The organism is Candidatus Poriferisodalis sp., from assembly GCF_965219595.1.
Lineage (GTDB): Bacteria > Actinomycetota > Acidimicrobiia > Acidimicrobiales > Poriferisodalaceae > Poriferisodalis.
Genome location: NZ_OZ244781.1, coordinates 1,762,917 through 1,785,990, shown reverse-complemented (window position 1 = coordinate 1,785,990; position 23,074 = coordinate 1,762,917). Strand labels below are relative to the sequence as shown.

The window sequence follows — 23,074 nt, the reverse complement described above, 5'->3', positions numbered from 1 at the left end:
GCCGAGTCGGGCCGCGATGTCGTTGTCAGTGATCGATGTCGGCGGGAAGGATGCGGAATGGCTTTCCGCGCAGTGACTGGACGACGCGGAAGTGCCGCTCGTCGAGCGTCGCAATCGCAACCTCGTCGTACTTGTCGGCTAGGACGACCAGCGATGCATCGGTCAAGCCAAGCGGCAGGTCGCGGTATCGCTCGATGACGGCGCGTGCCCGGACGAGATCGACGGCATCGAATGCTGCGAACTCGTACGCACCCGACGAGATCTCCTCGAGCACCATCAATTCAGCATCGACACCAGCGATGCGCGCAGTGAGGTAGTCGAGTTCCGCAAGCACAAAGGGCGAGATCACCAGCGGACGGGTCTCGGCCAGTGTTTGGGCGCACGGCTCATGCATCCGCTGATTTGGCACGAAGGCCGCCAGCAGGACGCTGGTGTCGACGATCACGTGCCGAAGCCGGTCTTGGCTAGGTATTCGTCGACGTTTTCGGCGATGTCAGGATCGCCCCACCCCTCAGTGAACAACGGAGTTGTAGGGCGAGCTTCACGCCGAGCGAGTGCTTCGACCAGCGCCTCGCGGACCAGCGCAGCCTCAGAGCAACTGGCTTCCTCCGCTGCGCGTTCGAGTCGTTCCTTGAGTTCGTCGGGCAGGTAGATCGTCGTCTGCATCATGCTGTGAAGTCTGCCATATATTGCACTATATATTGCACTCTAGTCGCGGTTCCCTCTTGAGCGGCTAGGTCGGGATCATCGCATTCGGCGCTAGGTAACCGGAAGTGGTTTCTAGGCTGCGGCGTTGTGCGGCATCGGCCTGATCGGCTCTTTCTGCTGACGGGGGGCGTACAGGGCTTGGCCTTCTCGTGGGGCCTGCCGGCGATGGTGTGGTGGGTGGTCGACTTGCGGCTGTCCCCATTCCGGCTTGCGGTGCTGGGCACCGCGCTGGTGCTGTCGATTCTCGTGACCGAGACGCCGACCGGGGTGGTCGCCGACCTCTACAGCCGCAAGTACTCCGTGGTCGCGGCCTACGTCGTGATGGGCACGGCGATGGCGTTGGGCCCGGTCACCGAGCTGTTCGGCGTTCTCGTCATCTGGCAGGTGCTGTGGGGGGTCGGTTGGACGCTGCAGAGCGGCGCTGCCACGGCGTGGATGACCGACGAACTGGCGCACCACGCCTCGCATTCGCATCGCAGTGCCGCCGTGATGCCTGTCGAACCCCAAACCGCAGCAGCCGACCCCGGGGCTGACGACGGCGGCGGGGCTGACGGCGACAGCGGTGCGGTCGGCAGCGATCCCAGCCGCGAGGTGGACGGGCTCATCGTGCGCCATGCCGTCTTCCGGTCGGCGGGCGTCATGGTGGGCCTGGTCGCCGCCACCGCACTGGGCGCTTGGTCAGTCCGGGGGTCGATGGCCGTGATGGGCCTGCTGTCGATCGCGGCGGCCGGTTACTTGGCAGTCACGATGCCCGAGGCCGGCTTCGAGTCACCCCGCCGCCGGGCCGGCGGCGCACCCCGGCCGGCGCGCACCAGCGCATGGCGAGATGCGATCGCTCTGTGGAAGCGGGGCGCGCGGCTCGTGCGCCGCAGCCCGTCGCTGCTGGCGGTGACGCTCGCGGCCGCCATTGCCGCCGGAGCGTGGGAAGCCAACGACCGGCTCTCGGCCCTGCGGCTGTTCGAACTCGGCCTCACCGAGCTCGACGGCCGTGAAGCCGTGCTGTTCTTCGGCGCGGCCTGGTTCGTGATGTCGGCGCTGGCGATCCCGATGATGACGTGGCTGCGCCGTCACCTCGAGCGCTCGCAGGCCGACCAGCGAAGCGCCCGCCGTGACGCCTTCCTGCTGGCGCGATTCCTGGTGATCGCCGCCGCAGGCGCCATGGCGTTGGCGCTGAGCCCGTGGTTCACGGTGGCACTCATCGGCTGGGCGATCCTCGACGTGGCCGGCGAGACGGCATATTCGCTGACCGAGGCGATGGCAAATCGGCATGCCGACTCGTCGGTGCGCGCCACCGTGGTCTCGTTCGTCGGGCAGTCCCAGGCAGTGGGAGAAGCGTCGATCGGCCTGGCGCTGGGAACGGTGGCGCAGCTCGTCTCGCTGCCGTTCGCGCTGGCGATTGCTGCGGCGCTCTTCGCCGCCTCGGCTGCGCCCGCGGCGGTGGTCGGGTGGCGCACTGCCGCGTCTGAGGACTGAGTTCCACAACGGCACACATCGGGCGTCGGCGCCGACACCGCGACAGCAGCGTCGTGTCGCAGCGGATCCAGAATCCGGCGTGAGATCCCGAGTCGGTTTGGTCGGCTCCTGTCAGCAGTCGCCCATCTCGGCCATGGCGGACTCAGAGCGGCGGGCCATCTCCTCGGGATCGATGTCCTCGATGTGGGTGGTGAGGTTCCATCGATGGCCCCACGGATCCTCGATCATGCCCGAGCGGTCGCCGTAGAACTGATCCACGACGGGCCGCACCTCGGTGGCACCGGCTGCGAGCGCCGCCGCGAACGTGGCGTCGACGTCCTCCACGTACACGCTCATCTGCACGGGCGATCCGCCGTAGTGCTTGGGTGACTGGAACTCCATCTCCGGGAACTCATCGGCCACCATGATGAGCGAGTCGCCGAGCGTCAGTTCAGAGTGCCCGATCCTGTCTCCCATGTCGATGCGCATCCGCTCGGTCATTCCGAGCACCTCGGTGTAGAAGGCAATGGCGGCTGCGGCGCCGTCGATGCTCATCGACACCGAGATGCGCGGGTAGTCGTCGGGAATGGGATTCACCATCGAGATGTGCTCCTGAATTCGACTCGTCCGGCGCTCCGGCCGGAGCGCTCGTGCGTGTGGCCCGCAGGTGCGCGGGCGCAGACCGAAGCTAGTGCCCGACCAGCACCCTGACGGCCTGCTCCACTGCCGTCTCGGCGCGGGCTTCGAGCCCCGCCTGGTCGGCGCTGGCGATGGGATGCTCGATCACGGTGAAGGGGTGCTCGGGCACGCCTTGTACCCGGGCCATCAGTTCGGCTGCGTCGATGAATGCGCTGGTCATCACGCTGATGGCAGGCACGCCGACCTTCTCGGCGGCAACGGCGTCGTGCAGACTGCACGACGAGCAGCTGCCTCAGTCGCCGACGCCGGCCAGCACGGCGTCCCAGCCCATCGCCTCGGCCATCAGTTCGTGCTGCGCGGGGGCGCTGTAGTTGGCCTTGATCCGGCGGATCACCTTGGCCACGCCATGACGGTCGCGCAGCAGACGCTCGACGTGGTCAAAAAACGGCTTGGTGTTCTCTTTGCCATTGGAGATGACGCCGACGGTGGCGCCCTTGAGCGTCGTAAGCCGCGCCGGCGGGGCGAAACCTGCGGGATCCTGCTCATGTGTCGGGTCCAGCAGTTCCACGCTGTCCTCCTTGATGGCCTGACTCGACAGCTTGCTCCGGCGAGCACCGGTCGGCTACATGCTGCCACGAGCGCAGGGCTGCGCCTCGTGCGTGGCGTTGATCTCTCAGCCGTTGATGGTGTCGAAGCCTGCGTACATGAACTCGAACACGGCGCTGGCGGGGTCTGCCGCAGCGATGATCTCCGCATACCGCAGCGACGCCCCGCCGAAGGCGTCGTCATTCCAGTAGGGATCGGCGCGGTCCACCGCGCCCCACGGCCCCACGTAGGCATACGGGAACGGGTGTGCGGCATCGCCGGGCGACAGACCGTAGGTGGCTCGGGCCCCGTCGTCGGCATCGCCGACGGCCGTCGCTATGTCGAAGTGTCCGGGCCACAGCTGGATCTCGTCGGGCACTGCTGCGCCGGGCAGCTCGTGCAACTGTCCCAGCGCCTGCTTGCCGACCCGGAACCATGTCGCCAGGTGCGCACCCATTTCGGGGCTCACCCGCAGCCAGCGATCGACATCGCCGAGCTCTGGGCTGTCCTGTTCGCGCGCCTCCGTGCCCGGCGACACCCCGGCGAAGTCGGCGGCTGCGGACAGCGTCGTGATGTGGGCGCTGCGCAGGGTGCCGCCTTCGGTGGCGAACAGCTCGTCGCCATCAATCCATAGCTGGCACTCCATCTCGCCGGCGCGGCCCATCGTCACCTCGAACACCGGCGTGCCGAAACCCTCGTCCAGGCTGCGCAGGCCGAACCGGCCGGTCGCCACCCGGCGCGCCTCGCCCACCACGGCGAAGGCCAGCCGGTGGTAGTCCTCGACCGACGCGAGGTATCCGTCTGGCAGCTCTGCCAGTAAGCCATCGTGCACAGTCTGCGGCTGGTGCGAACTGTGGTTCTTGTCCATATTCGGAGTCTTGCGCGACCAGGCGTGCGGTGGCGTTCACCCGCGGCTGAGCGCAGCAGGCTCCAAGCACGACGCACACGCCGAGGGCGTCGAGCCTCCGCCTCGCCACCGACGGCTGATCGCGCTAGCTGATCTCGCAGTCGACGCAGGCGCCCACCGCCACCGTGGCTGCGTGGCTGCGGGTGCCGAGCCAGGGCGGGATGACCGCAGCGAAGCCGCCTGCGGGACCTCCGGCGGCAACGATCAGCAGGTCGTCGGGCGATTCCAAGGCGGGGTAGATGCGCTCGGCGCGATCTTTGACCACGGCTCCCTTGCCGACGGCCGCCCAGTCGCCCCGGCGCACCCGGGCCCGCTCGTACACGCACGCCGCGACGTCGGCCTTGGTCCAGCCGGCTGCATCGAAGTGGGTGCGCAGCTGCGGGGGCACGACGAGGACGTAGTTGCCCGGCCAGATGGAGTAGTTGAGCTGGTTGGCCCGGATCTCGGCGGCAAAGGTCTCGCACAGCTCGGTGGGGTCGGTGGTCCACTCGTTCATGACCTGCCTGGGCGCCAGCGAGGCCACCGCCGTCACTGACGACACATGGCCCCGCTCGGCGGGTGCAGTGCCGAGCCGCTGATCGCCGAGCGAGACCCAGCCCGTGGCCTCCTCGTCCTCGGCGATGCAGTAGCCGAGCTTGCCGGGGTGGCCCAGCGTGGAGCGGTCGATGCCGCCGGGCTTGACGTCGAGCACGTTGGCCAGCACCAGCCGCACCGCCCGAGCGATGACGGCGCGCGACCGGTCGGCGCTCCCGAGCACGCTGAACGTGGCGTCCATGTTGAGCTCATTGCGGATGGGGCCGTTCACGATCAGCAGGAGCGCGCAGCCGCCGGTGGACGCCGTGGGCCCGTGCAGGCCGAATTCGGGTTGCAGCAGGGCGGTGAGCGCGGTCACCACGACCGGGAAGTGCGGCGGCAGGCACCCTGCCATCACAGCGTTGACGGCCGCCTTCTCCGCGGTGATTGTGCGCGCCCGCACCGGCTCGATGCCGATCAGGTGATCGGGCGGGAGCATCGCCCAGTCCAGGCATGCCGCCACTGCGTCGTCGGTGGGCGGCACGACCGGCAGGCCATCGGTCCACCCACGTGCGTGGAACGTCTCTTGGGCCTCGGCGAAGTCGTCGACGCTGATGCGACTCGAGGTCAGCTGCATGGCCATGACTGTATGGCCGGGTCGGCCGTCCGCGGCAGGCGGGCCTGCCGGCGATCCACCTGCATCAGGCGGGCCAGCCGGCGGCTGCGGCCTCCGCGACGCTGGTCGGGCCGCGGGGTCGTCAGTTGCGCTCGAACATTCCCGAGAGCAGTCCGCGGGAGTCGTCCGACATCGGGCCTGCGGCGTTGGCCAGCACCCTTGACGACAGCCGCTCGAACGGCAACGACTGCAGCCACACCCAGCCGGTGCCCGACACCGTCGCCAGGAACAGCCCCTCCCCGCCGAAGAACATCGACTTGAGGTTGCCGGCCCGCTCGATCGTGTAGTTGAGCGACGGCTGCAGCGCCACGAGGCAGCCAGTGTCGAGCCTGATCGTCTGGTTGTTCAGCTGGACGGCCTTGATCGAGCCGCCGGCATGCAGGAACGCCATGCCGTCGCCGGACAGGCGCTGGAGGATGAAGCCTTCGCCGCCGAACAGGCCCGTGCCGATGCCGCGTTGCCAGGCGATGTCGAGCTTGGTGCCGAGCGCGGCGCACAGGAAGGCGTCCCGCTGGGCGATGATCTCGCCCCCCATCTGCGCCAGATCGACGGGGATGATCTTGCCCGGATATCCCGCTGCGAAGCCGACCTTGGACTTGCCGCCGGCGCCGGTGTTGGTGAAGTGGGTGAGGAACAGCGACTCGCCGGAGATGACCCGCTTGCCGGCGCCCTTGAGCTTGCCCCACATGCCTGAGTCGGGTTGGGAGCCGTCGCCCATGACCGATTCGAATGTGATGCCCTCCTCGATGAACATCATCGTTCCGGCCTCGCCGACGACGGTCTCGCCTGGGTCCAGCTCGACCTCGACGAACTGCATGTCGTCGCCGAAGATCTCGTAGTCGACTTCGTGGCTCTGCATGGCTGGGTGGCTCCTCGCTGGTTTGGCCGCGAGCGGGCGCGAGCGGCGCTCCTCGCCCAAGGTACCGGTCGATCTCACTCGGTCTGGCGCGCGTCGGCTACGGCGCTGAGGCCCGCTGTACCAGTGGAGAACGATGCACTGCAGGCGTCGCTCTCAGCCCTTGGCCGGCGCTAAACGACCGTCGGCGAAGCGCCGGCCAGACTGCCTTCAGGCCGCGCTAGCCGCTGGCCGATCGCTGCCGAAACGCTGGCTGGGCTGCCTTCAGGCCGAAGCTGCCGGCCAGACGAGGCGTCGGCGCGGCGCTCGCGGCTGTGCCTTCAGGCTGCGTTGGCCGCGAGACGATCACCGCCGACGGGCAGCTTGGACAGGTCGATGTCGTACAGCTCTGCTGAGTTGTTGCAGAGGATGTCCCGCTGCTGCACTGGCGTCAGATTGGCCGAGTGCTCGTCGAGCAGCTCCTGGCTCCACGGCCACGTGCTGTCGGAGTGCGGGAAATCGTTGGCCCACAGCAGCCGCTTGTGGTTGACGTCGTTCACCATCTTGAACGCCACCCAGTCGTCCTGGAACGTCGTGTAGATGTGCTCGCTGAAGTACTCGCTGGGCAGCTTGGACAGCTCCTGGCCCGGCGGCAGCCAGTACCGGTGGCGCTTGTACGCATGGTCCATCCGGTACATGTAGTGCGGCACCCAGCCGGCGTCGGCCTCGACGCAGACCACTCGCAAGCCGGGGTTGCGCTCGAACACGCCGCCGAACACCAGCGTGCCCATGATGTCCTGGTTGGCCCGGATGATCGTCATGAAGGCGTTCGCCTTCGGCCCTCTCGGCCGGCCCTGGCCGCGGCTGGTGAGGATGTGCCACGACACGGGCAGGTTGAGGTCGACGGCGGCCTGCCAGAACGGGTCCCATTGGGGATCGTCGAAGTCGAACTCGGTATGGGGGTTGCCCGACATCATCACGCCGCGCATGCCCGCCTCGGCCATGGCCTCGATGTCGCTGATGGCCTCTTCCACCGAGCGGAGGGCCGTCTGGCCCACCGCCAGCAACCGGTCGGTGTCCACCGAGCAGTAGTCGGCAATCCACCGGTTGTAGGCGTCCATGGCCGCCTTCTTGTAGTCGGGATCGGAGTGGTTGCACAGCACCATGCCCACCGACGGGTAGATCACCTCTGCCGACACGCCGTCACGATCCTGGTCGGCCGTCCGCGTGGCCGGGTCGTAGCTGCTGGCCGGCAGTTCCTCGTACGCCGCGCTGCGCTTGAGCTCCTCGGGCTTCTGGCCTGCGGCGGCGATGAGGCCCATGTCGATCGTGCGCTTCATGCCGTCGATCACATAGACATCGCCACGCTCCTCGGTCCACTCGACCCGCGGCGCCACATCTCGCCACTTGGGGTCGATGTAGTCGACGTAGGTGTTGCGTGCCTCCGCGATGTGCGAATCGGCCGAGATGATCGGATAGTCGACGTCCACGTTCCCCTCCAGGTCGGTCCCCGCAGCGGATCGTACTGTCCGAGCTCCGAGCACCGCCCGGCTCACACGGAGTACCGCCGGGCCCACACAGTCGCCGCTGCGTCAACTGCAAGCGCCGGGACCCATCTCACTGCGCGCGGCGTCGCATCCCCTCCTCGGCCTCGCGTACGCCACCGAAGAACTCATCGTTGTCGGGCGTCAGGCCCACAGTGGAGTGCATGGTTCGCCGCTCGCTGTACGCCCGGCTCACCGACGCGAATGCCTCACCGACGCCTTCGTCAGACGCCTCGTAGTTCTGCACGTTTCCGGGCTCGACGCCCAGCCGGGCGCCCTCGAAGTACGAGTCTTGGTTGGCACCCATGAACACGAACGCCCAGCCCTGCTCGCGCCGACTGCTGATGAGCCGGTGGATATCGGCCCAGGTGAAGTCGGTGCTTGCGTTCTCCAGGCCATCGGTGACGATCACGACGGTTTGATCTTCGGGCTCCTTGCCGGCCTTGCGGCGCCGTTTCGCTCGCTCGTCAGCCCGCCCGATCAGCGAACCGATCGCATCCAGAAGAGGCGTCGCGGCACGCGGGCGATACTGCTCCACTGACAGCGGGCACGCCTTGTTCACGGGCACAGCGTCAGCGAGGATCTCGAACGGTTCCTCGGAATCGAACTGCACAAGGGTGACCTTGCACTTGCCCGGCAGGGCTGCCTGCTCGGCCATGAACCCGTTGACGCCGTGCACGACCGCGACCTCGAGCCCCGACATCGAGCCGGACCGGTCAAGCAGCATCCACACCTTCGATCGGTCAGATGTCGGCCCCTTGCCGCTCCCCTTCTGACCCTGCTGGCCGCTCTTCTTGCCGCCCTTGGCCTTCTGGGAACTCCTCGCTTGCTGTACGTCGCCCGCCGAAGTTGCGCCGTCGCCACCGCGCTCCCACGGCGCCGTGCTGCTCCGCTCGAGCTGCCCGTTCGCAGTCCCGTTGGTTGATGTTGAGCCCACTGTCTTTCCCTTTCTGCAGACCCCGACCCACCCGGCGTGACTGCCAGACGGACCGGCGGCGGAGCCGCTGATCGGCCTCCACCCCACTGATCTCCAACGTAGAGAGGGGGTGTGACAACTTCCGGTGCGAAGCACAAGGCATGCGGCCAGACACTCCTCGCCGGTGATCACCAAGCGACGGGGGTTCCACGTGCGGCTGGCGCGGGACACTCGGGCCGCCGGCCGCGCGTCGCCGCGGCCTTCAAGGGCCACGGGGTTGCCGTGCGGACCGTCGCCGTACCGGCTTGGGCTCTGACGCTTGAGCTGTAGTCCAGGTGCCGTCGGGCTGCGGGACCATCTTGTAGCCGTGCTCGTGGAGGTGCTGGTGATGCCGGTGGCACAGCAGCACCAAGTTGTCGAGATTGGTCGGCCCGCCATCGAGCCAGTGGATGATGTGGTGTGCGTCGCACCGTGACGGCGGCTCGTGACAGCCGGGCCATCGGCAGTGTTTGTCGCGTGCGACGAGCAGTCTGCGGAGCCGCCGTGTCACAGTGCGGCGCGAATGTCCGGCATCGGCGGAGCCACCCGGGCCGTCGAGCATGATGGGAATGATCCCCGCATCGCAGGCCAGCCGTCGCACCAGCTCGGGCGGCAGCTCAGTGCCGGCATCAGTCAATCCCATCTCGTCGGTTCGACGTCGCAGAGCGTCGAGGCCGATGAGCACGCTGATCTGCGCCGGCGGCAGCCATGGTTCACTGCCGAGGAACTCGCCGTCGGCCGTCTGGCCCTCGGGAACACCGCGGCCCAACCCGCAATCCTCTGGCGCAGGGTGCTCGTGTGCGTCCTTGCGGAGCGTGACGCGCCGGGACACCGGCTGATCGTCCGCTGCCAGCCCTCGGCGGCGAGCGCGTGCGCGCAGGCGTTCGACCGCTGCGGCGTCAGCATCGGAGTGGGTGATGCCCGCCAGCACGTAGGCCAATACGTCGGCATCCCGCTGCGCAGGCGTGCGCCGCCCGTTGCGCACCTGCTTGTCGTCGTTCCAGAATTCGCGCCGCATCGCTTCGAGCCGGGCTTCGACCTGCGCGCCGGTGTGAGGGTCGAAGTTGGCCTACAGCCGCAGCGTCCCCTCGTGATCTCGCCGCCATCCGGCGCCACGAGCTTGGCGCTGACGCTCGAAGCGCTCCATCGAGGTTTCGCTCGAATGCTCAACCTCGGCTCGGCGCACACGCTGGCGTGTCTCGTCAGTGTTCTCACTGGCGGCCGCTACGACTAAATCGTCGCGCACGTCTTCGGGCACACGAGCGTCGCTCAGCACCTCGGCCTGGGCAGGATTGATGTCGCCATCTGACAGCGCCACCAGTACGGGGCCATGCTCGCGGGTCTTCTCCCCGGACCGAACCAGTCGGCGAGCGTCGCTCTCAGACACCCCCGTCGCCTCGCGCAACGACAGGTGCGGCGCCGCATCGGGCGCCACACCGGACCGATCCAGCTGATCCAGCGCGCCGAGAACCTGTGCCCGATAGCCGGCCAGCCGGTTCGCCAGCCGCTCGATGTCGCCCAGCTCGCTCATGAGCTCGTCACGACCCAGCTCAGCGAACCCGACGGCTCCCAAACGGCGCAGCGTCAGCACATCGGTGACATCCCCATCGCCGACTCGTCGAGTTCCGCCCGGCCCGTCTCGCAACATGAGAACAACCGTACGAAGGGGGTGTGACAGCAATACGCGCGAGGCGCTAGCGAGTTGACTGGGGAGCCTCGTCGGTCCTAGATGATTGGTTCCAAGGGGTGGGGGGTCCGCTGTTGGTGGGGTGAGGGTGTCCAAGCTCGGGGTGTGTACCTGCACCTCGATCCTGGAGGACCTGGGCATGAACCCGGACTTGGACACCCTCGCGACGGCACTGTATGTGAGGATTGACGATCTGTTGGCCGACAATCCCGGCTGGGCGCCGCGGCGGCCCCGTGTGGGGTTCGCACCGAAGCTGTCGGACGCGGAGCTGGTCACTTTGGCGGTGATCTCGGCGTTATTGGGGTACGACTCCGAGCGCGGGTTCGTGCGCTTCGCTCATCAGCACCTGCGGCCGTGGTTCCCGTACCTGCCCAACAGAGAGGGCTTCAACAAGCGGCTGCGCCGCGCCGGCGAGATGATCGGCCACGTCACAGCAGCGCTGGCCCGCGACTGCCCGGACTGGCACGACGACGTGTGGCTGGCCGACTCCACGCCGGTGCCGTGCGGCACGAGCCGACCCACCGCGGTGCGCTCCGAGCTCGCCGGATGGGCCCAATACGGCTGGTGCGCGTCGCATTCGCGCTGGTTCTGGGGGCTGCGACTGCACCTGATCACCACCCCGGCGGGGCTGCCGATCAGCTTCGCCCTGGCAGGCGCCAAGGCCGACGAACACGACACCTGCGCCGCCATGATCGACCACGCAGACCTGGCCCGCCCCGGCCAGACGCTCATCGCCGACAAGGGCTACCGCAGCAAAGACTTCGAGAACCGGCTCAACGACGCCGGGATCACCCTCATCCGGCCCGCCGCCCGCAACGAGCCCGCCCGCCCCCACCAGCGGTTCCTGCGCCCGTTCCGCCAGATCATCGAATCGGTCTGCGACACCCTCAAAGGCCAGCTCAGCCTCGAACGCCACAACGGCCGCACCCGCGCCGGCGTCGCCGTGCGCGTCCTGGCACGCATCCTCGCTCTCACCGCCGCCATCTGGCACAACAGAACCCACCACCCCCACCTGCCAGCACGCACCCTCACCCACTACGACCACTGACCCCTTGGAACCAATCATCTAGTCTCAGCCGAATGAGCAACGTGCAACAGGATCTGAACGAAACTGCCGATCGCCGGTCGGCAGCGGGAGACCAGCCGTCCGATTGCACCGACCCGCTGGCACCGCCGCCCGCTTCGCAGGAGGAACCAGAACCCGAGAACGATGAGCCTGGACGTCTCAGTCGCCTCGCCGACAAGGCGCTTGAAACTGCCAAGCAAACGGCTGACGCGACCATCTCCGGAAGTCGCAGGGCGGCCGAGGCCGCTTCCGCAACCGCAGCGTCGACGGCGCGGGTCATCGAAGAGAGCGCCAAGACAGCAGCCGCAGCCGGTGCATCGGCGGGGCGAGCCATCAGCGATGGCGCCGAGGCGGCAGTGGCGACGAGCGCATCGGCAGCGAAGACCATTGGCAGCGGATCCGCCAGGGCCGGAATTGCCAGCGGACGTGCCGTCGTCACTGGCGTACGGCGGATGCGCGACATGAGCATCGACCGGTCGGCGGCGGTGCTGTCAGCGGCGCAATCGCTCGTGGCGAGCGATCTCGCCGCATCAATCAATGACTTGGTCGCGGCGGCCGTCAAGGGCAGTGCCACCATCTACGACAAGGCGATGGACGCTGCATTCATCGAGACCGGTATCGGCGGCAGTTGGCACCGGCTGTTCGATGGCGGGCATACGATTCCCGGCGCATTCAGTGCGGCTCACGCGGCGTCTCCCGATGACAGCCTCATCGAAGAAGCGCTGGGTGCAGTTCAGGGTTTGCTGCGCGATGTCTCTACCCCACGGGGCCTGCCGCTGGCCAACTGGGACAAGGCGACCTTTGATGCCGTCGCAGACTCGCTCGAGTCGACCTTCGGCATACCCAAGGATTGGTTCCGCGAGCTGAATACCTACGACGCCGGCGACCTGCTGGGCGGCGCCATCGGCGTGGTCTCGGTCATCTTCGGATGGAATCGAGCCGACACCGAGACCTTCGCTCGCCTCGCCGTCGGCATGGGCATATCAGCGGCAGTGAGCGTCAACCCGCTGCTGATGCCCGTCGCGGTCATAGCCTTAGCACGCGCCTTTCACAAGGCACATTTCGCCGACGAATACGACGAGCTCGCCGAAGGCATGCTCAAGGGTCTGATCACCTCGGCATCCGTCTTGGGCACGGTCACGCTCGTTGGCATTGCCGGCGGATCGGCTGGGGTTGCTCTCCTCGCCGGAATCACCGCTGGAGTGCTCGCGCATGTCGCCGCCAAGAAGGTGACACTGGATGCGATCAGCACCTTCGTCAAGGAAGACGCTGCCAAGGTCATACGGCAGATTGCCGATCAGGCATGCGCCCTCGGCGATGCAATCGGCACCTTCTTGGCCGACACAGGACGGGTTGCAGTGCGCCGCACCGCGACCGCCGGACAGGCAGTCGCGAACTCGGCGGCAAGCGTCGGACGCTTCTCAGCCGAGCAAGCATCAGCAGCCGGACGAGGGGCGGTCGGCACAGCTCAGGCTGCCGGACGCCTCGCAGCGGGCGCCGCCACGGCGACTGCGTCCGCAGTCGGTTCAGCGGCGCAGCGAACCAAGGCGCTCATTGACCGCGACGAGCCTGAAGACGCCGAAGTCGACCTGCCGGATACGCCCGACGGCTGAGTCCAAGAGCAGCGAGGGACCCATTCACGGCTGAGCCGATGCTTCTGCACGTCAGTAGATCTTGGAGTCGGCTCCGGTGGCGGCCTCGGCGGTGCCGGATTCGCGGGCGGTGCGCAGGTCGCGGGCCATGCCGCGGCCGAGCGCCATGGCGTCGCCGGCCACCGTCTGCATGCGGAAGCCCTTGCCACGGCGGTCCGCCGACAGGGCCGCCGTGGAATGGATGCCTGCTACCACGCCATGTGCGGCGCACCGCTCGGCGATGTGCTCCAGCGCCGCCTTGTAGTCGGCGTGGTCGTCGGTGTAGCCGGGGCCGTAGCCATAGCTGATCGACAGGTCCGCAGGCCCGACGTAGATCGCATCGACGCCCTCGATCGCCAGGATCTCGTCCAGCGCCTCGACCGCCTGGCGGGTCTCGATCATGGGAATGCAGGCCGTGGTCGCATTCGCCACATCGAAGTAGTTCTCCCCCGTTGCGGCCCGGGCAGCCACCAGCACCGGCCCGAAGCTGCGGGCGCCCAGCGGCGGGTACTTGCATGCCGCCACCGCCGCCTGAGCCTCGGCGATCGAGTTCACCATGGGCACAACGACGCCCCGCGCCCCCGCGTCGAGCACCCGGCCGATGATGCCGGGTTCGTTCCATGGCACGCGCACGATGGGTGTTCCGCCGCCCATCTCGATGGCTTGCATCATCTCCACCGCGACCTGGTAGTCGGCCACGCCGTGCTGCATGTCGACGCACACATAGTCGAAGCCGGCCCGCCCGGCGATCTCGGCAGAATGGCTCGACGCCATCGACAGCCATGTGCCCAGCGTCTCGTCTCCAGCGGCCCAGGCATCCATCATCGTGTTCGGCATGTGTGTGCGCTCCCGTCTCCGTTCACAGGGTCAATGCAAGTTCACGAGCCGAGCCGCAGCCCGGCTCACTGCCAACGACAGATGGCCGTCAGCTCAGCTTTCGAAGATGTCGCGCAGCATCACGTTTTCCTGAATCTCCACCAGGGGCGCGATCTCCCTGACGAACTCCAGCCACTGCGGATCCTCGAACAGCGCCTTGCGCTTCTGGGCACGCTCCTCGAGCGTGTCGTAGCGCCACAGGTGGTAGATCTCGTTGATGCCGCCGAACTCGGTCGTGTAGTAGCCCACCGGTTCCCCCAGGTACTTGCGCTGCGCTTCGTAGCCCTTCTCGAAGTACTCCTTCACCCAGCGTTCAGGGGCACCCACCTTCAGCCGGTAGTGCCGCATCTCCACAAAGCTCATGACTGTCTCCTTCGACCGTGCTCAAGCCATGCCCCGTCGTGGCTCGACCGCCGCACCGTAGCGCGCCGCCCATGTGCTCAGCCTCGGAGGTCGCGGACGCGCTGGGCTTTGCCTTCTGAGCGCGGGATGCCGCCGGGCTCGACGGTCCGCACCTCCACAGAGATGCCGATGCGCTGGCGGACGGTGGCGGCGAAGCCTGCGGCGATGGCCTCGTGGTCGCCGGCGTCGGGCTTGGGCTCCACCACTGCGGTGATGCCCTCCATTCGGCCCGCAGAGTGCACTTCGAGAAAGAAATGCCCGGTCAGCCTCGGATCGGCCGACACCAGCTCCTCGAACTGGCTGGGAAACACGTTGACGCCGCGGATGATCAGCATGTCGTCGGTACGGGCAGCCACACGCCCCATGCGGCGCATCGACCGGGCGGTCCCGGGCTGCAGCGAGCAGATGTCGCGGGTCCGGTACCGGATCACCGGCATCGCAACCTTGGTCAGCGACGTGAACACCAGCTCGCCTGTCTCGCCTTCGGGCAGCACCTCGCCCGAATCGGGGTCGATGACCTCGGGATAGAAGTGGTCCTCCCAGATCGTCGGCCCGTCCTTGGTCTCCACGCACTCGTTGGCCACACCGCCGCCGATGACCTCGGAGAGGCCGTAGATGTCGACGGCGTCGATGCCGAAGGCCTCCTCGAGCTCGGCCCGCATCGCCTCGGACCACGGTTCCGCGCCGAAGATCCCCACGCGCAGCGACGTCGACGCCGGGTCGATGCCCTGGTTGCGAAACTCGTCGGCGACCACCAGCGCATACGACGGCGTAGCGCACAGCACATCGGCGTCGAAGTCCACCAGCAGCTGCACCTGCCGGGCCGTCTGGCCCACTGATGCCGGCACCACGGTGCACCCGTACTGCTCGGCTCCGTAGTGCGCCCCCAGCCCGCCGGTGAAGAGCCCGTAGCCGTAGGAGACGTGGACCACGTCGCCCGGTCGCACGCCCGCCGCCATCAGCGAGCGCCCGAACACATGCGCCCACATGTCCAGATCGGACTGCGTGTAACCGACCACGGTCGGCTTGCCAGTGGTGCCCGAGGAGGCATGCACCCGCAGCACCTGCTCGCGCGGCACGGCGAACATGCCGAAGGGGTAGTTCTCGCGCAGCTCGGTCTTGGAGGTGAACGGGAAGCGCGCCAAGTCGTCGAGCGTGTGCAGATCGGACGGGTGGACGCCCGCCTCGTCGAACAGCTGCTGGTATGCAGGCACATGTGCGTAGGCGTGCGCCAGGCTCCACTTCAGCCGCTCCAGCTGGAGCGCTCGGATCTCCGGGATCGGGGCATTCTCAATGGGATGCAGACCCCGCCCGGCGGTGGGCTCGAACTTGGGCATCTGGCGGTTCCTCCTCCAATCGGATGGCGCTGGGCTGGCCGGTTCAGGAGCCAGCCGGTTTCCTAGTGTTGCAGTCTGTGCGGCCGCTGCCGCAAAGTGCTGTGAGCCGAAAGGACCCTGAGTCTCGATGACCGACTTCCGTTTCACGATCCTCGTGGTGCCGTACATGCGCCGTCGCGGCGAGCAGATCGGCCTCCCCGGGTCGATGCCCGAGCGTTGGCAGACCCTCATGGATCACGTGCGGACCCAGATGCAGTTCGCCGAGTCGGTGGGGTACGACGGCTTCGCCATGACCGAGCAGCACATGCAGGTGGAAGGCATCGAGACCACCACCAACCCGCTGTTCTGGGACTACTTCGTGGCCCAGCACACCGAGCGGATGCGGGTGGGCCAGCTCGGCATGAACCTCACCGCCGTGAACCCGATCCAGCTCGCCGAGAACATCGCCATCCTCGACCACTTCACCGGCGGGCGCACCTTCGTGGGCTTCACGCGTGGCAACACTCCGCGCTGGACCGGCACGTTCGGCCAGCACCTCGGCATCACCTCCACCGAGTCCGACAAATCCGATGCCGACCAGCGAAGCCGCCGGGCCCTGTACGAGAACTGGCACCTGGTGAAGTCGCTGTGGACGCAGGACAAGGTGTCGATCCGAGGCGAGTTCTGGCAGGCCCCGCCCGAGATGGAGTGGCACTTCCCGCCGACCGACGACTTCGACCCGACGGCGGTCGACGAGAACAAGACGTTGCGCGAGATCGGCATCGTGCCCCGGCCGCTGCAGCAGCCGCACCCGCCGGTGTACGCACCGTTCAGCTACAGCATGGAGACCTCGAAGTTCTGGGCCCGCGAGGGCGGCAAGATGGTCAGCTTCGTGGCGCCCGAGCGGCAGAGCTTCATTGGCACAGCGCTCGACATCTACCTCGAGGAGGCTCACAACTCGGGGCGTGACACCACGGCGGCTGATGCACTGGCGATCGGCGGCCACCTCACGATGGGCCGCACGCCGGCCGAGGGCGCCGACCTGTACGCAGGCTTCGAGGAGCTGTTCAACTGGGCCTACAACGCGCCGCCCTACGTGGTGCCGATGGGTCGCGTCTGGCGCGGCAGCCGCGAGGAGGAACTCGACCACGTCGCCTCGCTGCACGAGGAGTTCGGCGTTACCGAGTTCTTCCTGTGGCACCACGTCGGCTATTTCACGCAAGACCAAGAGCTGGCCATGCTCAACGAATTCGCCGAAGGCGTGATCGCTCCCCTGCGAGCGAGCTCCTGAACCCAGCATCCGGGCAACACTCGGCGCAGCACGGGTCGCTGCCCTAGCCCGAGCGATCAACCAGCTTGCGGGCTAGAGGGTGCGGAGGCGCTCTATGGCGGCGTCGAGGACGTCGTGCTGCTTGCAGAAGGCGAAGCGGACGAGGTGGCGGCCCTCGTGGACGTTGTCGTACATGACCACGTTGGGCACCGCCGCGACGCCGATCCGTTCAGCCAGACCCCAGCAGAACTCCACGCCGTCATCGTGCCCGATCGAGCGAATGTCGGCAGTGATGAAATAGGTGCCAGACGGCTCGAAGACCTCGAGGCCGGTCGAGCGCAGACCCTCCGAGAGCCGGTCCCGCTTGGCGCGCAGATCCTCGGCCTGGGCTGTGAAGTAGTCGTCGCCGAGATCCAACCCCGCGGCGATGGCGTGCTGGAACGGTCCGCCGCTGACATAGGTCAGCCATTGCTTGGCCGTGCGCACTGCCGCCACCAGTTCCGGGCGGGCGCAGACCCAGCCGATCTTCCAGCCGGTGACGGCGAATGTCTTGCCGCCGCTGGAGATCGTGACCGTGCGGTCGGCCATGCCGGGCAGCGTCGCGATGGGGATGTGCTCGCCGTCGAACACCAGGTGCTCGTACACCTCGTCGGTGACCACGATGAGATCTCGCTCGATGGCCACGGCAGCAATGGCTTCCAGCTCGGCCCGGCTGAACACTTTGCCGGTCGGGTTGTGCGGGCTGTTGAGCACCAGCATTCGGGTGCGCGGCGTGACCGCCGCTGCCAACTCGTCGGGATCGAAGCCGTAGTCGGGCGGCCGCAAGGTGACCACCTTGCGCACAGCGCCTGACATGGAGATCACGGCGCCGTAGAGGTCGTACCACGGCTCGAACGTGAGCACGTCGTCGCCCACTTCGGTCAGCGCCAGGATGCTCGCGGCCAAAGCCTCGCTCGCACCAGCGGTGATGAGCACTTCGCTGTCGGGGTCGACCTCCATGCCCCAGAACCGCTTCTGGTGGCGGGCAACCGCATGGCGCAGCTCAACGATGCCGATGCCCGGCGGGTACTGGTTTGCGGTGCCGCCGCGTATCGCTGCGACCGCTGCCTCGAGCACCTCCGCCGGCCCGTCGGTGTCGGGGAAGCCCTGGCCCAGGTTGATGGCACCAGTGCGAACCGCCAGCGCCGACATCTCGGCGAAGATCGTCGACTGGTAGCCCTGCAGGCGCGAGCTCAAGTACGGCAGCCGTGCCATGTCGCGGAGGCTAGAGGCTGTACCTCAGGCCTATTGGTAGGAGACGAACAACGGCGACGGTGTCTGAGCCAGCACTTGTTCTGCGGTGGGCGTCGGGAAGTCTTCGTCGTAGAAGTTCTTCCAGCCCCAGTAGAAGCGGTGGGCGTCTGGCTCGCCGGTCAACGCATTCCATGTGCTGTATTTCGTGTTGATCGGACCCTGCCCGTCCATGTGGATCATCACTGCGAGTTCTGCTGGGGTCTCGATGAGCTCGCGGTTGGTGATCATCGAGAAGCGGAATTGGTGCAGGATCAACAGCTTCTGAGGCAGAGCCTCCTCACGCACGAGGCCGGCCAGCCACCCGACGACCTCGTTGATCTCGGCAGCATCGACCGTTCCGATCTGCTGCAGATGCACCTCGCCGGGCCGCAACCGCCATTCGGGGTCGAGCGCCAGCCCGACGTACGGAAGCCGCAGGAATTCCTCATAGTGCTTCGCCTGCGTGAGGAAGTCGGTTCGGCCCGACTGCAGGTCCAGCACCACGTACATGTCATTGGCAGCCGCCGCCTCGACCCATGGCCTGATGTCGTCGAGAGCGGTCTCGTTGGAGTAATCGCCGTCACGGCCGGCCCTGGCTGACGCAACGGTGGCGATGATCTCGAAGGCGAGCACCACATCGGATCCGTCAGCGTCGTAGCCCTCCGCGATGGACGCGAGGCGGGCCACGCCCTCGGTTGGGTCCTGCTCGCCCAGCACACCGAGCTGCGATGTCGCCGGGTGGCCGTACATGGCCACGAGGCGGCGGGCGCGGCCCGGCTCGAACAGAAGCAGGCCGCCTCCGGGTACTTCGTGGCCGCCGCGGACCACCTCCAGCTGCCACGCTGCGTCGGGGCCGAGGTCCGAGCGCAACTCGACGTGCGCAGCGTCGCGCAGCATGGCGCGATCGGCCACAGGCAGAGCTCGCAAGTCGTCGCCCTCGCTCACCGTCAGCGCCGCTGCGTCGATCTGGCTTCCGAGAGCCCCGAACACTGCAGCCTGTTCGGCATTGCCGACGATCCAGACCCGCTCGGGGGGAGCGTCTCGATGCGGCAGCGTTGCCGATGGATTGACGGGCACCCACTCGATATCGAAGCCGGGGAGCTGTTGGGAGAGTCGCTGCTCGTTGAAGCCTGCCGCCACGATCCGCTCTGGCGCGAGCCGCTGAATCTCGGTCATCGGCTCGGCTGCCGACCACGACTCGATCAGCAGCAGCGGTCCGCCAATCCCGCGTGCGGCCAGCGTGAGGATCGCCTCCGGATCATCGGCGAACGCCAAGCCGATCTCGTCGGCGCAGTCGTAGAGCGCACGCGACATCTGGACGCTCGCGAGCACAGCAGCAGCGATGTCGATTGGCAGGTCGTCGGCTGCGTCCCGCGGCGAGCAGTCGCGAACAGTCGTAGCGGGCGCAGGCAGTTCGGATGGCTCTGGCGCTCGGGAAGCCGTCGTCTCAGCAACCGCGCCAGCATCCTCCCCGGCAGCAGCCGCAGGCTCGTGCGTCTCCACACGACCCGGCAGGCACGCGGCGGCGAGCACGGCGAGGGCAGCCAGAGCCAGCTGCTTTCCGATCCTGCTCCCCGTCCCCATTCGAAACAGGCCCACAAACTGCTCGGGCCATGGCTTGGCCATGCGGCTCGGCAGCGAGCCGGCCGGCGGGGGTCTCATCACGCTCGGAGAAACTATTGAGTGAGACGGCAATACTGGCGGCATGCCGACACCAGAGCTGAACCCCCACGTGCCCGCCCGCTACGACACGGCCGCTGTCGACCTCGCGTCGGTCGACGGCGTGCTGTCGACCACCCGCTCGGTGCGGCTGCGCCTCGACCTGGAACGTGAGGTCCCCCACGAAGTCGTGCTCGACTGCATCGACGTGGCCGAGCAGGGTCCCGGCGGCGGCAACCAGGCCAGCCGGCGATGGCTGCTGATCCGTGACCCACAGCAGCGTCAGGCCATCGGCGACATGTACAACTCGGTCGTCGGCGCGTTCATGAAGCGGGGGCGCGACGCGACCGCGGGAACCGGGCACCCGATGGAACAGGTGATGAAGTCGGCGTTCCACCTCGCGGAACATCTCGCCGAGGTGCCGGTCATCGTCATTCCCTGCGTGTGGGGAGTCCACGATGACAGCGGCAAGCCGGGCCTGTTCGACTCAGTCCTGCAGTCGGCATGGAGCTTCTGCCTCGCGGCCCGCGCCCGGGGCCTCGCTACGGCGTGGACGACGGCAATTCTGAACAAGGAAGACGAATTGCGCGACGTGCTCGGCATCCCTGAGGGAGTCACGCCAGTCGCACTGCTTCCGCTGGCCTATGCGAAGGGCACCGAGTTCGGCTCGGTGCCACGCCGGCGCGCCAATGAGATCGCGTACGTGGACGGCTGGGGTCGCACCTGGGAGGCACGCGGTGACGAGTCAGCAGCCCGCTCGCTGAGCGAGGGTCCCGGCGCCACAGTCGAAGTCGACATCGACGCGCCTGCCGAACGCGTTTGGGAGATCGTCAGCGACATCAACGCCGGAGCCGATTTCTCCGAGGAGTTTGTGCGCGCCGAGTGGGCCCCGGGCTACGACGGGCCGGCCGCTGGTGCCAAGTTCATTGGCCACAACCAGCATCCCGCCATCGGCGAGTGGAACATCGATCTCACGGTCACCGAGTACGAGCCCAACGTGCTGTTCGGCTGGGCAACCGGCGAGACCGAAGAGGTAGCCGGCGCCCGGTGGCGCTACGAAATCGACGTGTTGCACGGTCAGCGCTGCCGCCTGCGTCATACCGTGCGGATCGGTCCGGGCGAATCGGGCCTCTCGGTGGCGATCACGGCGATGCCCGACAAGGAGCCTCGCATCCTGTCCCGCCGCCAGGACGAGCATCTGGCGAACATGGCGCGCTGCGTCGAGGGCATCAAGGCGCTCGCCGAGGGCAGCGCTTGACCCCACGCCCGACAATCGGTCGCTGGGCCCCGAGCCCCACAGGCGACCTGCACCTCGGCAACCTCCGCACAGCGCTGCTGGCATGGCTGTTCGCCCGCTCTGCCGGCGGGCGGTTCCTGTGGCGGTTCGAAGACCTCGACGGGGCCGTGCGGCCGCAGTTCTACGACTCGCAGCTGCGCGACGTGGCCGCGCTCGGCCTCGATTGGGACGGCGAGCCAGTCCGCCAGAGCGAGCGCCTGGACCGCTACCGCGACGCCATCGCCGACCTGCGCCGGCGCGACCTCACCTACGAGTGCTTCTGCAGCCGGCGCGAGATAGCCGAAGCCGCGGCAGCCCCGCACGGACCATCACCCGAAGGCGCCTACCCCGGAACCTGCCGGCACCTGACACCGGCTGAGCGAGAACAGCGTCGCAGCAGCGGCCGACCACCAGCCCTCAGGCTGCGCGTTGGCTCGGACGGTCCCGAGCCCACCGAGGTGACTGTCGTCGACCGCCAGCTCGGCGCCTACACCGGCACCGTCGACGACTTCGTGATCCAGCGAGGCGACGGCACGCCCGCCTACAACCTCGCGGTAGTCGTGGACGACGCCGCACAAGGCATCACCGAGATCGTGCGAGGAGACGACCTCCTGCCGTCCTCGCCCCGCCAGGCCCACCTCGCTCAACTGCTCGGCATCGAACCGCCCTCATATGCCCACGTCCCACTCGTTCTGGGCCCCGTAGGCCGCCGCCTAGCCAAACGAGACGGCGCCGTGACACTCCAAGACCGTCTAGATGATTGGTTCCAAGGGGTGGGGGGTCCGCTGTTGGTGGGGTGAGGGTGTCCAAGCTCGGGGTGTGTACCTGCACCTCGATCCTGGAGGACCTGGGCATGAACCCGGACTTGGACACCCTCGCGACGGCACTGTATGTGAGGATTGACGATCTGTTGGCCGACAATCCCGGCTGGGCGCCGCGGCGGCCCCGTGTGGGGTTCGCACCGAAGCTGTCGGACGCGGAGCTGGTCACTTTGGCGGTGATCTCGGCGTTATTGGGGTACGACTCCGAGCGCGGGTTCGTGCGCTTCGCTCATCAGCACCTGCGGCCGTGGTTCCCGTACCTGCCCAACAGAGAGGGCTTCAACAAGCGGCTGCGCCGCGCCGGCGAGATGATCGGCCACGTCACAGCAGCGCTGGCCCGCGACTGCCCGGACTGGCACGACGACGTGTGGCTGGCCGACTCCACGCCGGTGCCGTGCGGCACGAGCCGACCCACCGCGGTGCGCTCCGAGCTCGCCGGATGGGCCCAATACGGCTGGTGCGCGTCGCATTCGCGCTGGTTCTGGGGGCTGCGACTGCACCTGATCACCACCCCGGCGGGGCTGCCGATCAGCTTCGCCCTGGCAGGCGCCAAGGCCGACGAACGCGACACCTGCGCCGCCATGATCGACCACGCAGACCTGGCCCGCCCCGGCCAGACGCTCATCGCCGACAAGGGCTACCGCAGCAAAGACTTCGAGAACCGGCTCAACGACGCCGGGATCACCCTCATCCGGCCCGCCGCCCGCAACGAGCCCGCCCGCCCCCACCAGCGGTTCCTGCGCCCGTTCCGCCAGATCATCGAATCGGTCTGCGACACCCTCAAAGGCCAGCTCAGCCTCGAACGCCACAACGGCCGCACCCGCGCCGGCGTCGCCGTGCGCGTCCTGGCACGCATCCTCGCTCTCACCGCCGCCATCTGGCACAACAGAACCCACCACCCCCACCTGCCAGCACGCACCCTCACCCACTACGACCACTGACCCCTTGGAACCAATCATCTAGCACTCGGCGAGACACCGCTCG

Annotated in this window: 23 protein-coding genes; 7 read left to right on the top strand and 16 right to left on the bottom strand. The window is 67.7% G+C overall.

The window, feature by feature from the left end:
- Positions 1-25 precede the first annotated feature (25 nt).
- Entirely contained in the window at positions 26-445 is a 420-nt protein-coding gene (locus ACOQPE_RS08015) for a type II toxin-antitoxin system VapC family toxin (protein ID WP_420611287.1), read from the bottom strand.
- On the bottom strand, positions 442-669 hold the full coding sequence (locus ACOQPE_RS08010; RefSeq protein WP_420611286.1) for a CopG family transcriptional regulator: 228 nt from the start codon (positions 667-669) through the stop codon (positions 442-444). Before ACOQPE_RS08010 ends, ACOQPE_RS08015 begins: the two co-directional genes overlap by 4 nt.
- 126 nt (positions 670-795) lie before the next feature.
- Here ACOQPE_RS08010 and ACOQPE_RS08005 point away from each other — a divergent pair, with 126 nt between their 5' ends.
- Complete coding sequence (locus tag ACOQPE_RS08005; protein ID WP_420611285.1) at positions 796-2,181, top strand: hypothetical protein; 1,386 nt, start codon at positions 796-798, stop codon at positions 2,179-2,181.
- 111 nt (positions 2,182-2,292) lie between these two features.
- On the opposite strand, the gene ACOQPE_RS08000 is transcribed toward ACOQPE_RS08005, so the two are convergent.
- The 9 genes from ACOQPE_RS08000 to ACOQPE_RS07960 form a co-directional block, all read right to left on the bottom strand.
- Positions 2,293-2,760 (bottom strand): VOC family protein, encoded by a 468-nt coding sequence (locus ACOQPE_RS08000; protein ID WP_420611284.1) that lies wholly within the window; start codon positions 2,758-2,760, stop codon positions 2,293-2,295.
- Positions 2,761-2,848: 88 nt separating this feature from the next.
- The gene (locus ACOQPE_RS07995; RefSeq protein ID WP_420611283.1) at positions 2,849-3,367 is read right to left on the bottom strand and encodes a UGSC family (seleno)protein; all 519 of its coding nucleotides are present in this window, start codon (positions 3,365-3,367) and stop codon (positions 2,849-2,851) included.
- Between the two features lie 105 nt (positions 3,368-3,472).
- Positions 3,473-4,252, bottom strand: coding sequence for a hypothetical protein (locus ACOQPE_RS07990; protein WP_420611282.1), 780 nt, complete (start codon positions 4,250-4,252; stop codon positions 3,473-3,475).
- Between the two features lie 124 nt (positions 4,253-4,376).
- Entirely contained in the window at positions 4,377-5,441 is a 1,065-nt protein-coding gene (locus ACOQPE_RS07985; RefSeq protein WP_420611281.1) for a hypothetical protein, read from the bottom strand.
- Between the two features lie 121 nt (positions 5,442-5,562).
- Positions 5,563-6,339 carry a TIGR00266 family protein gene (locus ACOQPE_RS07980; protein WP_420611280.1) on the bottom strand — a complete coding sequence of 259 codons (777 nt, stop codon included), beginning with the start codon at positions 6,337-6,339 and terminating at the stop codon, positions 5,563-5,565.
- A 317-nt stretch (positions 6,340-6,656) separates the two neighbouring features.
- The gene (locus ACOQPE_RS07975; RefSeq protein ID WP_420611279.1) at positions 6,657-7,805 is read right to left on the bottom strand and encodes an amidohydrolase family protein; all 1,149 of its coding nucleotides are present in this window, start codon (positions 7,803-7,805) and stop codon (positions 6,657-6,659) included.
- Positions 7,806-7,932: 127 nt separating this feature from the next.
- Positions 7,933-8,796, bottom strand: coding sequence for a vWA domain-containing protein (locus tag ACOQPE_RS07970; RefSeq protein WP_420611278.1), 864 nt, complete (start codon positions 8,794-8,796; stop codon positions 7,933-7,935).
- Positions 8,797-9,037: 241 nt separating this feature from the next.
- On the bottom strand, positions 9,038-9,832 hold the full coding sequence (locus ACOQPE_RS07965) for an HNH endonuclease signature motif containing protein (protein WP_420611277.1): 795 nt from the start codon (positions 9,830-9,832) through the stop codon (positions 9,038-9,040).
- Between the two features lie 51 nt (positions 9,833-9,883).
- Entirely contained in the window at positions 9,884-10,462 is a 579-nt protein-coding gene (locus ACOQPE_RS07960; protein ID WP_420611276.1) for a hypothetical protein, read from the bottom strand.
- Between the two features lie 178 nt (positions 10,463-10,640).
- On the opposite strand from ACOQPE_RS07960, the gene ACOQPE_RS07955 reads away from it, so the two are divergent.
- Together ACOQPE_RS07955 and ACOQPE_RS07950 are read left to right on the top strand one after the other, a co-directional pair.
- Positions 10,641-11,549, top strand: a complete 909-nt coding sequence (locus tag ACOQPE_RS07955) for an IS982 family transposase (protein WP_420611212.1) — start codon at positions 10,641-10,643, stop codon at positions 11,547-11,549.
- 32 nt (positions 11,550-11,581) lie between these two features.
- A complete protein-coding gene (locus ACOQPE_RS07950; RefSeq protein ID WP_420611275.1) occupies positions 11,582-13,180 on the top strand; it encodes a hypothetical protein in 1,599 nt (532 codons plus the stop codon).
- Positions 13,181-13,231: 51 nt separating this feature from the next.
- Here ACOQPE_RS07950 and ACOQPE_RS07945 read toward each other — a convergent pair whose 3' ends face one another.
- From ACOQPE_RS07945 to ACOQPE_RS07935, 3 genes are all read right to left on the bottom strand, one after another.
- On the bottom strand, positions 13,232-14,035 hold the full coding sequence (locus ACOQPE_RS07945) for an HpcH/HpaI aldolase family protein (protein ID WP_420611274.1): 804 nt from the start codon (positions 14,033-14,035) through the stop codon (positions 13,232-13,234).
- A 93-nt stretch (positions 14,036-14,128) separates the two neighbouring features.
- Complete coding sequence (locus ACOQPE_RS07940; RefSeq protein ID WP_419914278.1) at positions 14,129-14,437, bottom strand: NIPSNAP family protein; 309 nt, start codon at positions 14,435-14,437, stop codon at positions 14,129-14,131.
- 77 nt (positions 14,438-14,514) lie between these two features.
- Positions 14,515-15,813: an AMP-binding protein gene (locus tag ACOQPE_RS07935; RefSeq protein ID WP_420611273.1), complete on the bottom strand. Its 1,299-nt coding sequence runs from the start codon at positions 15,811-15,813 to the stop codon at positions 14,515-14,517.
- Between the two features lie 127 nt (positions 15,814-15,940).
- Here ACOQPE_RS07935 and ACOQPE_RS07930 point away from each other — a divergent pair, with 127 nt between their 5' ends.
- The gene (locus ACOQPE_RS07930; RefSeq protein ID WP_420611272.1) at positions 15,941-17,083 is read left to right on the top strand and encodes an LLM class flavin-dependent oxidoreductase; all 1,143 of its coding nucleotides are present in this window, start codon (positions 15,941-15,943) and stop codon (positions 17,081-17,083) included.
- Between the two features lie 72 nt (positions 17,084-17,155).
- Here ACOQPE_RS07930 and ACOQPE_RS07925 read toward each other — a convergent pair whose 3' ends face one another.
- Positions 17,156-18,316, bottom strand: a complete 1,161-nt coding sequence (locus ACOQPE_RS07925) for a pyridoxal phosphate-dependent aminotransferase (protein ID WP_420611271.1) — start codon at positions 18,314-18,316, stop codon at positions 17,156-17,158.
- 30 nt (positions 18,317-18,346) lie between these two features.
- Positions 18,347-19,999: a hypothetical protein gene (locus tag ACOQPE_RS07920; RefSeq protein ID WP_420611270.1), complete on the bottom strand. Its 1,653-nt coding sequence runs from the start codon at positions 19,997-19,999 to the stop codon at positions 18,347-18,349.
- Between the two features lie 40 nt (positions 20,000-20,039).
- Here ACOQPE_RS07920 and ACOQPE_RS07915 point away from each other — a divergent pair, with 40 nt between their 5' ends.
- Genes ACOQPE_RS07915 through ACOQPE_RS07905 form a run of 3 tightly spaced genes read left to right on the top strand, consistent with a single transcriptional unit; the run spans position 20,040 to position 23,031 of the window.
- On the top strand, positions 20,040-21,251 hold the full coding sequence (locus tag ACOQPE_RS07915; protein ID WP_420611269.1) for a nitroreductase family protein: 1,212 nt from the start codon (positions 20,040-20,042) through the stop codon (positions 21,249-21,251).
- On the top strand, positions 21,248-22,069 hold the full coding sequence (gene gluQRS, locus ACOQPE_RS07910; RefSeq protein WP_420611268.1) for a tRNA glutamyl-Q(34) synthetase GluQRS: 822 nt from the start codon (positions 21,248-21,250) through the stop codon (positions 22,067-22,069). Before ACOQPE_RS07915 ends, gluQRS begins: the two co-directional genes overlap by 4 nt.
- A 53-nt stretch (positions 22,070-22,122) precedes the next feature.
- Positions 22,123-23,031 carry an IS982 family transposase gene (locus ACOQPE_RS07905; RefSeq protein ID WP_420611352.1) on the top strand — a complete coding sequence of 303 codons (909 nt, stop codon included), beginning with the start codon at positions 22,123-22,125 and terminating at the stop codon, positions 23,029-23,031.
- Positions 23,032-23,074 lie beyond the last annotated feature (43 nt).